Origin of the sequence: Sporosarcina sp. SG10008 (assembly GCF_044569405.1) — a bacterium.
Lineage (GTDB): Bacteria > Bacillota > Bacilli > Bacillales_A > Planococcaceae > Sporosarcina > Sporosarcina psychrophila.
Genome location: NZ_CP172607.1, coordinates 4,175,480 through 4,190,678 on the forward strand (window position 1 = coordinate 4,175,480; position 15,199 = coordinate 4,190,678).

13 protein-coding genes and 1 other annotated feature are annotated in these 15,199 nt (G+C 43.6%); of the genes, 12 read left to right on the forward strand and 1 reads right to left on the reverse strand.

Annotated elements, in window-relative coordinates:
- Nucleotides 1-181 precede the first annotated feature (181 nt).
- Nucleotides 182-408: a binding site (T-box leader), on the forward strand.
- 67 nt (nucleotides 409-475) lie between these two features.
- From ACGLYD_RS19610 to trpA, 6 genes are read left to right on the forward strand one after another with little or no spacing between them, the layout of a single operon-like run.
- Nucleotides 476-1,849: an anthranilate synthase component I family protein gene (locus ACGLYD_RS19610; RefSeq protein WP_399630029.1), complete on the forward strand. Its 1,374-nt coding sequence runs from the start codon at nucleotides 476-478 to the stop codon at nucleotides 1,847-1,849.
- Between the two features lie 55 nt (nucleotides 1,850-1,904).
- Nucleotides 1,905-2,936 carry an anthranilate phosphoribosyltransferase gene (gene trpD / locus ACGLYD_RS19615; RefSeq protein WP_067204268.1) on the forward strand — a complete coding sequence of 344 codons (1,032 nt, stop codon included), beginning with the start codon at nucleotides 1,905-1,907 and terminating at the stop codon, nucleotides 2,934-2,936.
- Entirely contained in the window at nucleotides 2,933-3,721 is a 789-nt protein-coding gene (gene trpC, locus ACGLYD_RS19620) for an indole-3-glycerol phosphate synthase TrpC (protein WP_399630032.1), read from the forward strand. The genes trpD and trpC overlap by 4 nt, the downstream gene beginning before the upstream one ends.
- Nucleotides 3,718-4,332, forward strand: coding sequence for a phosphoribosylanthranilate isomerase (locus ACGLYD_RS19625; protein WP_067204272.1), 615 nt, complete (start codon nucleotides 3,718-3,720; stop codon nucleotides 4,330-4,332). Before trpC ends, ACGLYD_RS19625 begins: the two co-directional genes overlap by 4 nt.
- A 3-nt stretch (nucleotides 4,333-4,335) precedes the next feature.
- Nucleotides 4,336-5,550 carry a tryptophan synthase subunit beta gene (trpB, locus tag ACGLYD_RS19630; RefSeq protein WP_399630035.1) on the forward strand — a complete coding sequence of 405 codons (1,215 nt, stop codon included), beginning with the start codon at nucleotides 4,336-4,338 and terminating at the stop codon, nucleotides 5,548-5,550.
- Entirely contained in the window at nucleotides 5,543-6,340 is a 798-nt protein-coding gene (gene trpA, locus ACGLYD_RS19635; protein WP_399630038.1) for a tryptophan synthase subunit alpha, read from the forward strand. The genes trpB and trpA overlap by 8 nt, the downstream gene beginning before the upstream one ends.
- A 647-nt stretch (nucleotides 6,341-6,987) precedes the next feature.
- Here the strand turns inward: trpA and ACGLYD_RS19640 are convergent.
- Nucleotides 6,988-7,818 (reverse strand): aminoglycoside N(3)-acetyltransferase, encoded by an 831-nt coding sequence (locus tag ACGLYD_RS19640; RefSeq protein ID WP_399630040.1) that lies wholly within the window; start codon nucleotides 7,816-7,818, stop codon nucleotides 6,988-6,990.
- Between the two features lie 118 nt (nucleotides 7,819-7,936).
- On the opposite strand from ACGLYD_RS19640, the gene ACGLYD_RS19645 reads away from it, so the two are divergent.
- From ACGLYD_RS19645 to opp4A, 6 genes are all read left to right on the forward strand, one after another.
- The gene (locus ACGLYD_RS19645; protein WP_067204284.1) at nucleotides 7,937-8,911 is read left to right on the forward strand and encodes a DUF4003 family protein; all 975 of its coding nucleotides are present in this window, start codon (nucleotides 7,937-7,939) and stop codon (nucleotides 8,909-8,911) included.
- A 449-nt stretch (nucleotides 8,912-9,360) separates the two neighbouring features.
- On the forward strand, nucleotides 9,361-10,380 hold the full coding sequence (locus ACGLYD_RS19650) for an ABC transporter ATP-binding protein (protein ID WP_342539354.1): 1,020 nt from the start codon (nucleotides 9,361-9,363) through the stop codon (nucleotides 10,378-10,380).
- Nucleotides 10,367-11,293, forward strand: a complete 927-nt coding sequence (locus ACGLYD_RS19655; protein WP_342539355.1) for an ATP-binding cassette domain-containing protein — start codon at nucleotides 10,367-10,369, stop codon at nucleotides 11,291-11,293. Before ACGLYD_RS19650 ends, ACGLYD_RS19655 begins: the two co-directional genes overlap by 14 nt.
- A 16-nt stretch (nucleotides 11,294-11,309) precedes the next feature.
- Nucleotides 11,310-12,278 carry an oligopeptide ABC transporter permease gene (gene opp4B / locus ACGLYD_RS19660; protein ID WP_342539356.1) on the forward strand — a complete coding sequence of 323 codons (969 nt, stop codon included), beginning with the start codon at nucleotides 11,310-11,312 and terminating at the stop codon, nucleotides 12,276-12,278.
- Between the two features lie 56 nt (nucleotides 12,279-12,334).
- Nucleotides 12,335-13,213 (forward strand): ABC transporter permease, encoded by an 879-nt coding sequence (locus tag ACGLYD_RS19665; RefSeq protein WP_342539723.1) that lies wholly within the window; start codon nucleotides 12,335-12,337, stop codon nucleotides 13,211-13,213.
- A gap of 23 nt (nucleotides 13,214-13,236) precedes the next feature.
- Nucleotides 13,237-15,063, forward strand: a complete 1,827-nt coding sequence (gene opp4A, locus ACGLYD_RS19670; RefSeq protein ID WP_342539724.1) for an oligopeptide ABC transporter substrate-binding protein — start codon at nucleotides 13,237-13,239, stop codon at nucleotides 15,061-15,063.
- The last annotated feature ends 136 nt before the right edge of the window (nucleotides 15,064-15,199 follow it).

Sequence of the window (15,199 nt, forward strand, 5' to 3'; positions counted from 1 at the left end):
CCAAAAAGTTGCAATCGGCGCAAAAGAAGATGCCCCGATTTTAAATCAGATACGAATGAAACAGAAAAGATTGACAACTAACTCGCCTTGTAATACGATGGGAATAACATTTTACCAAAGACGGGCAGAAGGTACCGAGAGCGGTGCCGCCCACGATAGACGAGTTGAGAAGAGCATAGCTGAGAAATTGATGAATAAGAAGAGTAGCACAGGAGCGCGATTGTAGAGAGTCAGTGGGTGGTGAAAACTGATTCGCGGCCGGTGTGAATGGACTTATGAGAGTCTACTTGAATCGTTTTTCAAGTAGGACGTGAGATCCCACGTTACGGGATGTGTCTTATGGGCACGCTAAGTGGAAGCAGCAATGCTTCAATTAGAGGTGGCAACGCGGTCTATTCCGTCCTCTGCAATCGGACTAATCTGTCCTTTTGCAGAGGACTTTTTTTATACCTAAAAAGAGGAGAGTTGAGCTGAGATGAGTAGAGAACAGACGAGTTTACGGACGACAATGAAGAAGTTAAATGGGGATTCATTAACACCCATATTGATTTTCAGAAGAATGCAGGGGCAGCGAAAGTTTTTATTAGAAAGTTCTTCGAAGCATGAGGGATCTGGGCGCTACTCCTTCCTTGGGATGGATCCACTGAAGTCTTATAGCGGACGCGACGGAAAACTTGAAGAACATGTTTATGCTACTGGCAAGAAATATGTACACGAGGGCGATTTGTTTGTGCTGTTGAAACGATTGATGCCGCGAATTACGGATGATATCGATTTTCCTTTCACAGGCGGAGCAGTCGGCTACGTTGGTTACGGAGCGGGTTCCGACAGTGTGACGCGTTCCCATGACGATATGGGATTTCCGGATGTTAATTTTAATATTTACGAAACCATTATTATTTTCGACCATGTGTTGAATGAAGTGACATTGCTGCATACGGAAATTAATCCGGAACAAAGTGCTCCTGATTTGGATGCACTAGCGGAAAGTATGTTGTCCGGACCGGAAAAAGAAGAGTTGGCTTTTGCGCTCTCGGATTATAGCTGTTCTATCACACAACAACAATTTGAAGAGTTGGTACGCGAAGCAAAGGGGTATATCGAGCAAGGAGAGGCTGAGCAAATCGTACTGTCTAGGCGTTTAGTGGCGGACTTTAACGGTGATCCATTTTCATTATACCGAAAGCTAAGAAAGCGTAATCCTTCACCTTATATGTATTATATGGAATTTGATGATCACGTCGTTTTAGGTACGTCCCCAGAAAGTATCGTAAGTGTAGCGAATGGCAAAGTGATGACGAATCCAATTGCAGGGACACGCCGACGTGGTGTAGATAAAGCAGAAGATCTAGCACTAGAAAAAGAGTTGTTGGCGGATCCAAAAGAACTAGCGGAGCACGATATGTTGGTCGAGCTTGGACGTAATGATTTGAAGAAAGTGTGCCTTCCAGATTCTGTGCAAGTCACAAGTTATATGGAAGTCGTCCGTTACGAGCATGTCATGCACATTGTATCGGAAGCAGAGGGAACATTGTCGCCAGTGCTACATTCATTGGACGCGTTAACGGCATGTCTTCCGGCGGGTACGGTAACAGGTACACCGAAAAAACGAGCAATGGAATTGATTGATGAATTGGAGAAAATGGACCGGGGTATTTACGGCGGGGCAATTGGGTATATCGGTTTCAACGGTAATATGGATTTTGCGTTGACGATTCGCACGATGGTTGTGAAAGGCGGTAAAGCGTACGTCCAGGCAGGAGCAGGAATTGTGCAAGCGTCAGATCCAACAGCAGAATTTATGGAAACGGCCAATAAAGCCAAGTCCTTGTTGGAAGTCATTAACTAAATCGATGATGAATTGATTATGAGAAAGAGCAGAGCAGAGCAGAGGAGAGATTGAGATGAGAAGTTTTGTTAGAAGAGTAGAGTTGGGCGAGCATTTGATGTATGAAGAAATGGTGGAAGCTTCTAAGTTGATGTTTAATGAACAAACCGCATCGCAGGACATAGTTGATTTCCTTGTGGCGTTGTCACGAAAAGAAGAAACGGCCCATGAAGTAGCGGCTCTTGCTTCGGTAATGAAATCGTTCGCACTTCGGGTAAATGTTCCACGGGAAACATTTATGGATAACTGCGGAACAGGCGGAGACGGCTCAAATACGTTCAATATTAGTACAGCATCCGCGTTCGTATTGGCAGGAGCCGGCGCATCCATCGCTAAGCATGGTAATCGGAAAGTTTCGAGTGCCGCGGGAAGTTCTGATGTATTGGAAGCCCTTGGCATTCATATAGACTTCAGCTTAGATGAAACCATCGAACTTCTTCAACAGGAAGGAATCACCTTCTTATATGCGCCAAATGTTCATCCGAAAATGAAACGAATTGGTGCAATCCGGCAGCAAATTGGCAAGCCGACTATCTTTAATCTAGTAGGTCCTTTGACCAATCCAATCCCATTGAAAACACAGTTCACGGGTATTAACAGACCGGACTTCACGATGGAATACGCATCCGTATTGCGCATGCTTGGAAGAGAGCGGGCAATTGTCGTATCGGGAGCGGGTGGAATGGACGAAGCGTCACTTGCGGGACAAAATGCATTTGTCCTTCTTGATAAAGGCGATTTGATCCCATTTTCGCTGACAGCAGATGATGTGGGGCTTGCATATGCTCCGATTTCAGCTATACGTGGAGGCGATGCGAAGGAAAATGCTGCAACCATTCGGGCGATTTTCAATGGACGACGCGGTCCTCATTTCGATACAGTCGTTTTCAATGCAGGCATCGGATTATTTGCAAATGGGCGAGCAGCGACAATTCAAGAGGGCGTAAAACAGGCGACTGAAAGTATTTTATCTGGCAAAGCATTGCAAAAGCTTGACGCTGTCGTAGCATTCAGTCAGAAAATCGGTGCAAAGGCGGTGGCAAGATGACGATTTTAGACAAGATTTTACACGAGAAACGGCGTGAAGTACAAGACATGTTGGCAGAGCAGGATGTACGACAAGAAGCACGTCCAGCGCGTCCGTCTTTATTCAACAAGCTATATAAAACAGAGCATTTGCAAGTCGTCGCGGAAATGAAGCGCGCATCTCCTTCGAAGGGGCTTATCGCGGAAGGCGCTGATCCCGTTGCACAGGCAATTTCTTACCATCGCGCAGGTGCAGCGTGCATCTCTGTATTGACGGATAGTCACTTTTTCAAGGGGTCATTCGAAGACCTAGCAGCTGTCGCAGACAATGTTCCTATTCCGTTGCTATGCAAGGATTTTATCATCCATCCTGTACAGATTGACCGAGCAAAAAGGGCCGGAGCCTCTGTCATCCTGTTGATTGTTGCTGCACTTACTGAAGATGAGCTCGCTGAATTTCATACCTACGCGCTGCAATCTGGCTTGGAAGTATTGGTAGAAGTACATGATGAGGCGGAACTGAAACGCGCAATCGCCATCAACGCAAAATTGATTGGTGTAAATAATCGTGATCTCCGCACATTTAAAGTGGATTTAAAGAGAACAGAAGAGATTGCAGCCATTTTTCCGTTCGATGAAGAACGTGTCCTCATCAGCGAAAGTGGTATCTGGGAATCGGAAGATGCGTTATTTGTAGCAGATGCTGGTGCAAGTGCAGTGCTCGTCGGCGAATCGTTAATGCGAAGTGGTGAAGTCGCTACAGCTATCCAATCACTGCAAGTCGAATTACCGAGGGTAGTCCGATGACGAAGGTGAAAATTTGTGGACTAATGGAATCACAACACGTGAAAACGGCAGTCGATGCTGGAGTAGATGCAATCGGCTTTGTCTTTGCTCCAAGCCGACGACAAGTGACAATTGCCAAAGCGCAAGAGTTGGCAAAGAATATTCCACCTGGAGTGCTGAAGATAGGGGTATTTGTTGATGCATCACAAGATGATATTGAGCAAACTTTCCGAGAAGTACCGCTAGATTTTGTTCAATTTCATGGTGATGAAAGTTCAGATTTCATCGAAAAAGTCGGACTTCCTTCCATTAAAGTGTTATCAGTTTACAGTGATGAAGATGCAAAGCGATTTGCACACTATGAAACAGACTACTTTTTGTTTGATACACCTGGAACGGACTTTAAAGGTGGAAGTGGAAAAACTTTTGATTGGCAACTAATGAAAGATGCTGGTGTACAATCGGACAAAGTTATTCTGGCGGGTGGACTGAACGCGGATAATGTTGCACAAGCAATCAGGATGGTACATCCATATATGGTGGACGTTTCAAGCGGAGTAGAAGTTATGAGAAGAAAAGATGACAAGTTGATTCGCGCATTCATTAAAGCAGTCAAAGATGAGGAGAGATAAGCGATGGTACAAGAATTGGGTGCAACTCAAACTACACAGGCAGGACGATATGGACGATTTGGTGGGCAGTTTGTTCCTGAAACATTAATGACAGCACTTATCGAACTGGAGGCTGCTTATGATGATGCGATTGCCGATCCGGCTTTCACGGACAAAGTAAATTATTACTTAAAGGATTTTGTCGGACGGGAGACGCCGCTGTACTTTGCAGAAAGACTTACTAAAGAAGCGGGCGGTGCGAAGATTTATCTCAAACGGGAGGATTTAAACCATACCGGAGCACATAAAATCAATAATACGGTTGGGCAGGCACTCCTTGCGATGCGAATGGGCAAAAAGAAAATCGTTGCGGAAACCGGAGCGGGTCAGCACGGAGTAGCGACAGCAACAGTATGTGCTTTGTTTAATCTCGAATGCGTTATTTACATGGGGAAAGAAGATATTCGCAGGCAGGAATTGAATGTTTTCCGCATGGAGTTACTTGGAGCAAAAGTCGTTTCAGTCGATAAAGGATCAGGCACACTGAAAGATGCAGTCAATGAGGCGCTGCGTTACTGGGTGGCAAATGTGGAAGACACGCATTATATATTAGGATCTGCGCTTGGTCCGCATCCATTCCCGAGAATTGTTCGTGATTTCCAACGTGTAATCGGTGTGGAAACGAGACGACAAATTGTGGAGAAAGAAAGGCGTCTGCCGGATGCAATTGTGGCGTGCATCGGCGGTGGGAGTAATGCAATCGGCATGTTCCATCCTTTTATTGATGATGAAGACGTTGCTTTGTATGGTGTTGAGGCGGCGGGAAGCGGTATTGAAACAGGACTTCATGCAGCCGCAATTGCGGATGGCAAAGAAGGCGTTCTGCATGGGGCGTATATGTATGTATTGCAAGACGATGATGGATTTATCCAGGAGGCGTATTCCATTTCAGCGGGTCTCGATTACCCCGCAGTTGGTCCGGAACATAGCCATTTGCATGATATCGGGCGCGTTACGTACACGTCTGTCACGGATGCGGGTGCATTGGAAGGATTGCAGTTATTGGCGAAAGTGGAAGGAATCATCCCTGCACTTGAAAGTGCACATGCGGTTCACTATGCAGTCGAACTGGCAGGTACGATGGGGGAGGAAGAAATTCTCGTTATTTGCCTTTCAGGACGTGGCGATAAAGATGTCCAAACGGTACGCGATGCTTTAGGAGGTGGCTTGAATGACTAAGCAAGACTTAACTAACGCGATTACTGATTGTGTAACCCGGGGCGATAAAGCATTTGTGCCCTACATAATGGCGGGCGACGGCGGTCTTGAAACGATTAAGAAAAACATATTATTTCTCCAACAAACAGGTGTGACCGCAATCGAACTGGGTATTCCTTTTTCAGATCCGGTCGCAGACGGCCCAGTGATTGAACAAGCGGGAGAACGAGCACTTGCTAAAGGGGTAACACTTCGTAAGGTATTGAAAGAACTCACTTTATTCAAGGATGAAGTCACTGTTCCGCTTGTAATCATGACTTACTTGAATCCGATTTTGAGCTATGGCATTGATCAATTTGCGAAGGATTGTCAGAACAGCGGTATCAGTGGACTTATTGTGCCTGACTTGCCACACGAAGAAAGTGGACTATTGCAGAATTCTCTTGCAAAATCCGAGATTGCACTCATTCCACTAGTCTCGCTAACGAGCCCACCAGAACGGATTAAGAAAATAACAGCGGCAGCTGAAGGCTTTGTGTACGCCGTAACGGTAAACGGCATTACAGGAGTGCGGGATGGATTTGGCGATGATCTTGCTGCCCATTTGGAGCAGCTGAAAGCGGTAAGTCCTGTCCCCGTACTAGCAGGGTTCGGTATTTCAACACCTGAACAAGTCCGGTCAATTGGTGCGCTTGCAGACGGAGTCATTGTTGGAAGTGCGATTGTTGCTGCTTTTCATAGAAATGACTTAACAGCAGTCGAGGCATTAGTAAAAATGTCGAAAAAAGAAATATATATGTTGAACAAATGAATACGGCGTATGCGCTTTAAAGGGGCTTTTGGGAGACCACTGAAAAGCCCTAATACTTGGAGTGAATTGGAGTTCCTGCTAATACCGCTTCGACGCTTTGTGGATGCCTCCCGCGATAAGCCAGAAAGGAGGCCGCTTTCAGTCTTATCGCTCCGGCTACCACGAAGTCGCGTCTTCGCTGGATGGTCTATTTGAGAAAGCACATTTCGTTATCTGTGACGAAATCTGCAAGCTGGAGTACGTCTTTCTTGACTATAATTATATATGTTGAATCCGGTATATATACTGAGCGAAGGCGCCTTAGCAGGGGTAGCTGAAGCCATCCCCTAGCGCTGTAGCGGTTCAATGGGATTCATTTATATAGTATCAACTAGTAATCACCTTACAACCTCGGCATATACATCTCAAAATCATATTTCTCTCGATAATGAACACCCTAGCGCCAAATGTTCTACAATCCACATCCCGAATTACAACTCTCTCATTATTGAGTACCACAGCAGATTCAATGGGATTCTTTAATTTAACATTTATAGTTAAGAAAAACGCCCTTCCTTGTGTGAGAAATCACACGAGGAGGGGCGTTTCTTATACAGTGATGCTGCTTTGTCGTATAGTGCTAGAATAGGGTTGTACAGTTTCTATTTTTAGTCAACGACCACTTCTGACATTCTTTTTTCAGTTATCCATACAGTCCCAAACTCAACAAGCGGTTTCATCGGAACGACTTTGCAAAGGGCTTGTCCTAACTTGCCGTCGATAGCAATGCCGGGGTTCATTTCCTCGAACGCGGTACCCAATTCGGGGAAAATATCCGAATCGACATCGACCATATCAAAAGTGGCCCAAATTCGTTCAGCGTCTTGCATGATGGCTGCACCTTGAGGAGAGACTGTATATTCAGGAGCTAGGTATTCAGCTAAATGAAGTGCGGTGCATGATTCATAACTGACTCCAATCATAATGACCTTCACATCCACATTCAACATTTTTCCGAGTGGAGAACTCGTTCCGAATGAATCATCGAGCGGATGTCCACTCATCCAGTCATCTGCGTGGCGGCCCCACGCCATGAACGAATGGGCGGGGTGAGAACTTCGAATTGTTTTTGGATGGCGATGGAAGCAGTCAGCGATTTTCCCCATTCCACGTAGATGGGTTAAGTTCGGGTCGTAAGCGGGAATAGATTGACGTATAGGTTCATGCCACGCTTCTGGGACAGGGGGAAGCATCCAGTAAGATGGTTCCGAATTATCGGCAGACTGCGCGGGCATGATGATTGTCCCGTTTAACGTCACTGTTTCCATCAGCGCTTCGACGACGGCTTGTGCACCACCTGCAATCCAACCCATCAATTTAAGGGATGAATGGACAATGATATGATCACCCGATTTAACACCAAGTAAGTTAAGCTGCTCTTTTAGTGTCTCTTTCGATTGGAATGAATGGGTATCGAGAATCGTTTCAAATTCGGTCATGTGGATCACTCAATTCTATAGATATTTTCGAAAAGCATAGCAAGCAGTAAAGGTTTTGCCAAGTTTTATGAAACCTTTCTTGCGGACGAGCGTACATATATAAAAGGAGATGTGTTCAATGGATGCGAATGTGATTAGACAGGAAGTTGAAACGACATATGAAAAAGTGAAGTCGTTGGCAGGTTGGACGGTGGATAAAAACGTCGTGCTGACAATTACATCGTACTATGTCACATCTGAAAGGGAGTTTGACGCGGAAAGTTTGAGTCGAGTAATGGATGCACTAAAAAGTAAATCCAGCTGGCTTTCTCCGCTACGCGGCAATCTACTTCCGATGATGGCTGCATTTCTAGATAAGCCTGGGACAGATATCGACAAAGAGGTGAATCGTTTATTCGCGAAGCAACAAGTCTTAAAAGGTATAGGCTTCCGTAATACAATCCATTCATATTTGGCTGCGCTCCTGTTGACGAACGATACAGAGCTCTATGAAAACGAGGCGCGTCAAGCTAAAAAACTATATGATGCGATTAAGAAACGGCATTTTTTCCTGACGTCAGACGATGATTACGCATATGCAGTATTGTTAGGGAAAAGGGGCGCTGATCCAATGGAGCACGCCAAGTCAATGCGTGCGTATTATGACTCATTGCGAACCGAGGGATTCCGTTCGGGAAATGAACTACAATGGCTGTCACAAGTGATGACTTACATACAGATCAAGTTTGATCCAAGTCTCATAACCAGGGCTGTGGAAGTACTAACTCATTTCAAGCGCAATACGAAAGTACGACCTGTGCATTATCCTATGATTGGATTTCTTACCGTATTTGGAATAGATGATATAGAACTGCAGAATATTGTCGAACTTACGCATTCATTGGAGGAATCTAAACCTTTTAAATGGAATCGGGAAATGGCGTTGTCTATCGCAATTGGGTACATTATGCATAAATTGACTGAAAGTGCAGAAGCAGAAAGTGTTAGTCTTGCGACGTCTGTGGAATTGATTATACAAGCACAGCAAGCGGTGATGGCTGCGACGATTGCAGCGATGGTTGCGTCTACGTCAGCAAATTCAGCAAATAATTGATTGTGATTCGCTTAATTCCCATCCAGTTTCGAAGGGCTTTTCCATCGTGGGAAAAGTAGACCTCCAAAACTCGATTTCAACTCCGTGTACCTCATCGAAGAACTGGTAACACCTAAAAAGTTTTAAATGATGAACACGTCCTGTTGAATACAAAAAAAGATTTCTTTCCAAATCGGAAATGGAATCTTTTTTGCGTTTTATAAATAAAATGACAAATTTTTATTTTTAAAACGCTAAAAGTATTTCGGGACAGGAAATGCTTTCAGGTCAACGTTTGTAACCTATTTGTAACCTAATTGTCACACATGAAGTATTTTATGTATTTGGTATTCTGAAAAAATAGTGTTGTCATCCATAAATTTGTATAGTATATTGGTGCAAGTGAATCAATATCAGAAAATTTACTATTAATAGTTTGGGAGTTTAAGTAATGTAGGGAGGAAGTTTTCTTGGGAAACCCGGTATTGGAAATTAAAAATCTCCGCACATCTTTTAGTATCAAGGGCAACTACTACGCTGCGGTAGATGACGTTTCCTTAACAATCCATGAGAATGAGGTTGTCGCAATCGTAGGGGAGTCGGGTTGTGGGAAAAGCGCACTAGCCCTTTCCATAATGGGACTTCATAATCTGAAATCTACGAAACTTGAAGGACAAGTTAATTTTAAAGAACAGAATCTATTGAACCTACCGGTATCTAAATTGAACAAAGTTCGCGGTAGAGATATCGGGATGATCTTTCAGGATCCTATGACTGCACTCAATCCGCTAGCGACAGTCGGTAGACAGATTGAGGAACCGATGGATTACCACATGAAACTTTCGAGGGCAGATAAGAAAGAACGTGTACTCAATTTACTTCGACGTGTAGGTATCAAAAACGAACAACGCGTCTTTAGACAATACCCGCATGAACTGTCCGGTGGCATGAGGCAACGTGTTGTTATCGCAATCGCACTTGCATGTGACCCAGTTCTTCTAATAGCGGATGAGCCGACGACAGCTTTGGACGTAACAATTCAAGCACAAATCATGGATCTTATGAAAGAGCTACAAAATCAAATTAAATCAGGCATTATTTTGATTACACATGATCTTGGTGTCGTAGCAGAAATGGCTGATCGCGTAGCAGTTATGTATGCAGGGGAAATAGTGGAAATTGCTGAAGTTCGTGAACTTTTTGCAAACCCTTTACATCCTTATACCCGTTCGTTATTAAATTCAATCCCTGCGAATATGGAAGCGAAGGAAAAACTTCATGTTATTGAAGGAATTGTTCCCTCCATCCAAAATCTAGATCGGACAGGTTGTAGGTTTGCGCCGCGGATTAAATGGATTCCAGTAGAGGACCATGAAGTGAATCCGCAATTACATGAAGTAGAACCAGGCCATTTCGTCCGTTGTAATTGTTACAAAAACTTCCACTTCCCTGAGGAGAGAGTAGGAGCAGAGACTTATGTCGTTACTTAAAGTAAATAAGTTAAAAGTACATTACCCGATTCGGGGAGGTTTTCTCCGCCGAGTGGTCGACCAAGTAAGGGCAGTTGACGGCGTTAGCTTCGAACTGGAGCCCGGCGAGACATACGGTCTTGTTGGTGAATCAGGTTGTGGAAAAACGACAACTGGACGTGCAATTATTGGCCTCAATAAGGCGACAGAGGGAGAAATTCTTTTTGAAGGCAATGACCTCGCGAAACTGAGAGGTTCAGACAGAAGACAACATACAAAAGATATTCAAATGATTTTCCAAGATCCTTATTCATCATTGAATGTTCGGAAGAATGTATTGAATATTATTTCCGAACCGCTACGAAACTTCGAACGGATGTCGCCTGGTGAAGAGTTGAAAAGGGTACAGACACTTATTGATCGAGTGGGTTTGAATCCCGAATCAGTTTATAAATATCCTCACCAATTTTCCGGTGGTCAGCGCCAACGTATTGGAATTGCACGTGCGCTCACATTGAATCCCAAATTGATTATTGCAGATGAGCCTGTTTCAGCACTAGACGTGTCTGTTCAAGCACAAGTTTTGAATTTCATGCAGGAGATTCAAAAGGAGTTTAATCTGACATACTTATTCATTTCTCATGACTTAGGGATTATCCAGCATATGTGTGACCGTATCGGCATCATGTATAAAGGTCGATTTGTTGAAGAGGGAACAGCTGCGGAAGTCTATAATAATCCACAACACTTATACACGAAGAGGCTTATTGCAGCTATTCCAGAAATGAATCCGGAAAAGCGATTTGAGAAAACGCATCTCCGTCAGTCCATCAATGAAGCATACCGGACAGACTATGATAGTTATTTCGATAAAGATGGACGGATGTTTGACCTGAAAAAGGTTTCTGATACACATTCCGTTGCATTGCAGTAAAGGGGAATTGTGAAAAATGCTGACATTTATAGTAAGAAGAACATTGATCATGATTCCACAACTAATACTTCTCAGCTTAATAATCTTCTTGCTCGCCAAAGCCATGCCTGGCGATGCGGTGACAAGTTCATTCATGAGTAACCCTAATGTGACGCCTGAGCAGATGGAGAAAATGCGTGAAAAATTAGGCCTAAATGATTCTTGGTATGTTCAGTATGGACATTGGATTGGGAATGCAGTTCAAGGGGATTTTGGTCAGTCATTTACACATAAGCAACCAGTTACAGCGCTGCTTGCAGGAAGAGTTGGGAACACGGTACTGTTATCATTCGGGGTATTGATAGTGACCTATATAATCGCTATACCGCTTGGAATCATTGCTGGTAGGTGGACGGATTCGTGGGCGGATAAGATGATCGTCACCTATAACTATTTTGCTTTTGCAACGCCGCTATTCGTCTTTTCGCTATTAATGTTGTTTCTCTTCAGCTTCATCCTTGGTTGGACCCCAATTGGCGGAAGTGTCGACATAAGGATTGAGACAGGATCCTTTGATTATATAGTAAGTAAAGTGAAACACTTAATTCTACCTGTTATGTCGGGCGCATTACTTGCGACGTTCGGAACCATTCAATATTTACGTAATGACATTATAGATACCAAGCTAAAAGACTTTGTTAAGACTGCCCGTGCCAAAGGGGTTCCGGAAAGTAAGGTGTATACGCGTCATATTTTACGTAACTCTCTATTGCCGATTGCAGCATTTCTCGGTTATGAAATTACAGGTCTTATTGCAGGTTCAATTTTCCTTGAAATGATTTTCAGTTATCCCGGACTCGGACAGCTTTTCATCCAGTCAATCATGGGACGTGACTTTACGGTCGTTACAGCTCTTGTCATGATTTCAGGCACAGCTGCAATTGTCGGGACAATGCTTTCGGATATAATCCTCAGCATTGTAGATCCACGTATCCGTATTGATTGATAAAAATGAAAAGCGAGGAGGGGAAAACAGTGGTCGTGTTCAATGAGAAAGAACTGATGGCAAAAGAAAAAAAGAATAATCCATCGTTTGTGAAAACGATTTGGCGTGAAATAAGAAACGACAAAATGGCATTGGCTTCACTTATCTTACTTATGCTTATTTTGTTGGCCGCCTATTTATCTCCACTATTCGTCGACCAGACAGCACTTACGCGCGTGAACTTCTTTAATAACTGGAAACCGCCCTCCGCAGACAATTGGTTGGGGACAGATGACGGCGGTCGTGACGTATTGGGTCAGTTGTTGCTTGGGACGCGGAACTCTTTCACAATCGGGTTAAGCGTCACATTAATTGCTGGTGTTTTTGGTTTAACAGTTGGTCTGATTGCCGGATTCTATGGTGGAATTGTCGATAATATCATTATGCGTATCATCGACTTCTTAATGGTTCTTCCGTCATTGATGATCATCATTATTTTCGTGGTTAGTGTTCCAAAATATACGATCTTTGGCTTCATCTTAATCGTGAGTGCATTTGCTTGGTTTGGTAAAGCAAGACTAATCCGGTCAAGGGCACTTGCAGAACGGGAGCTTGACTACATCAATGCTTCTAAGACGTTAGGAACGCCGAGTTGGAAAATTATGTCCTTTGAATTATTTCCAAACTTAAGTTCTCTCGTCATAGTAAATATGACACTTACGCTTGCAGGAAATATTGGGCTAGAGACAGGTCTTACATTCCTTGGATTTGGTCTGCCGGCGGGAACATCTTCTCTCGGGACGCTGATCAGCTATGCGAGAAACCCAGATATTGTACAGAATAAGTGGTGGGTATGGTTACCCGCAGCATTACTGATTCTAGTAATGATGCTGTGTATAAATTATGTTGGGCAAGCGGTTAAACGTGCGTCTGACGCAAGACAGAGATTAGCATAAAAAAAGGGGAGGTAATACAATTGATGAAGAAGCAACTTATGTTACTGGTTGGTCTAATGCTCGTTCTCAGCGTATTTCTAGCTGCATGTACAGGCAAAGACAAGGCAGACGAGGGTACGAAAGATCCGGTAAAAGAAGATGATAGTAAACCAGCAGCGGAAGAAGTAAAAGAGGAGCCAGTGGATCCGGATGCTGCGCTTGATTTCCCGCTTGAAGTTACAAACACGGGAACAGCAAAAGAAGACGGTGAACTAACGTTTGGACTTGTTAGTGATTCTCCATTCGAAGGTACATTGAGCCCTGTGTTCTATTCTGGAGCATATGACGCAGACGTCATGCAGTTCTTCGTTGAAGATCTTCTAGCTACTGATGGTGATTATTTGATCACAAATGATGGAGCTGCAACATATGAAATTTCTGACGACAATAAAACAATCACACTAAAAATCAAAGACAATGTGAATTGGCATGACGGGGAGCCTGTAAAAGCATCGGATCTCCTTTACACGTATGAGCTTCTTGGGCATCCGGATTATGTCGGTGAACGTTATGACTTTATGATTGAAAACGTAGTAGGTATGCCTGCATATAACAAAGGAGAAACGGATAAAATTTCCGGTATCAATGTAATTAGCGATAAAGAAATTTCAATCACATATACTGAAGCTACACCGTCTCTTCTATCAGGTATTGTGACATACCCTACTCCAAGACACCATGTGGGTGACGTAATAGCAGGTGAATTGACAATGGAAGAAATCGTTGCATCTGATAAGATTCGTGTAAATCCAATCGGTTTCGGACCTTATAAAGTTGCTAAAATTGTACCAGGCGAGTCTGTCCTTTTTGAAAGAAGCGAAGATTATTGGAGAGGGAAACCTGCTAATAAGACAGTTGTATTGAAAGTAGTAAGTTCAGCAACTGCTCTTGAAGCACTTAAAAAAGGTGAAATCGACTTTGCAAGTGTTCCAGTCGATCAGTACGAAATTGCGGAAAAGGTTGAAAACGTAGAGCTTCTTGCAAAAGTAGACCTTGCATACACATATATCGGCTTCAACCTTGGTCAATGGGATACAGTTAAGAAAGAAAACGTAACGGATCCAAGTAAAAAAATGAGCAACAAACTTGTTCGCCAAGCTATGTGGCATGCAATGGATAACGACACAATCGGTAAAGAACTTTACCATGGTCTTCGTTTCCCGGCTACAACTTTGGTCATCCCTGTATTCGCAAGCTTCCATGATGCAAGCAATCCAGGCCGTGCGTATGATCCTGAAAAAGCGAAAGCGCTTCTTGATGAAGCTGGATATCTAGACGTAGATGGTGATGGCATCCGTGAAAATGACAAAGGTGAAGAATTTATACTTGACTTTGCTTCTATGTCAGGCGGAGAAACGGCCGAACCGATTGCGCAGTTCTATATACAAAACTGGGCTGACGTAGGTATCAAAGTTCGACTTTTAGACGGTCGTCTACATGAGTTCAACGCATTTTACGACATGTTGAAAGCTAGCGATCCGAAAGTTGATATCTTCCAAGGCGCATGGGGAACTGGATCAGATCCGGACCCATCAGGCCTATATGGAAGAACAGCTGCGTTCAACTACAATCATTACACAAGCGAAAAGAACGACGAGCTCCTAGAAGCTGGAACGTCTGAAAAAGCATTTGATCTTGATTACCGTAAAGACATCTATAATCAATGGCAAGAGCTTATGGTTGAAGATGTACCGGTTGCACCAACTGTATACCGTTATGCTCTAACAGCTACTAACAAGCGTATGGTTAACTACTCGATTGAAGCAGGTACTCCAAACTATAACCCATGGATGTGGGGAGTATCTGAATAAGTAAGTATTGAAAAGCTGTTACCTGGATGACTCTGGGTGACGGCTTTTTCATATTACGGACACTTCATTTCAATATAAGAAGAGACCGGTATAGCCTAGTATCATAGTATGTTAAAGTTAGTACAAGTAGTGGTAG

What these genes read in the sequence shown, in the direction of transcription:
- ACGLYD_RS19610 (WP_399630029.1), top strand. Translation starts at nt 476, where the DNA reads ATGAGTAGAGAACAGACGAGTTTACGGACGACAATGAAGAAGTTAAAT.
- trpD (WP_067204268.1), top strand. Translation starts at nt 1,905, where the DNA reads ATGAGAAGTTTTGTTAGAAGAGTAGAGTTGGGCGAGCATTTGATGTAT.
- trpC (WP_399630032.1), top strand. Translation starts at nt 2,933, where the DNA reads ATGACGATTTTAGACAAGATTTTACACGAGAAACGGCGTGAAGTACAA.
- ACGLYD_RS19625 (WP_067204272.1), top strand. Translation starts at nt 3,718, where the DNA reads ATGACGAAGGTGAAAATTTGTGGACTAATGGAATCACAACACGTGAAA.
- trpB (WP_399630035.1), top strand. Translation starts at nt 4,336, where the DNA reads ATGGTACAAGAATTGGGTGCAACTCAAACTACACAGGCAGGACGATAT.
- trpA (WP_399630038.1), top strand. Translation starts at nt 5,543, where the DNA reads ATGACTAAGCAAGACTTAACTAACGCGATTACTGATTGTGTAACCCGG.
- ACGLYD_RS19640 (WP_399630040.1), bottom strand. Translation starts at nt 7,818, where the DNA reads ATGACCGAATTTGAAACGATTCTCGATACCCATTCATTCCAATCGAAA.
- ACGLYD_RS19645 (WP_067204284.1), top strand. Translation starts at nt 7,937, where the DNA reads ATGGATGCGAATGTGATTAGACAGGAAGTTGAAACGACATATGAAAAA.
- ACGLYD_RS19655 (WP_342539355.1), top strand. Translation starts at nt 10,367, where the DNA reads ATGTCGTTACTTAAAGTAAATAAGTTAAAAGTACATTACCCGATTCGG.
- opp4B (WP_342539356.1), top strand. Translation starts at nt 11,310, where the DNA reads ATGCTGACATTTATAGTAAGAAGAACATTGATCATGATTCCACAACTA.
- ACGLYD_RS19665 (WP_342539723.1), top strand. Translation starts at nt 12,335, where the DNA reads ATGGCAAAAGAAAAAAAGAATAATCCATCGTTTGTGAAAACGATTTGG.
- opp4A (WP_342539724.1), top strand. Translation starts at nt 13,237, where the DNA reads ATGAAGAAGCAACTTATGTTACTGGTTGGTCTAATGCTCGTTCTCAGC.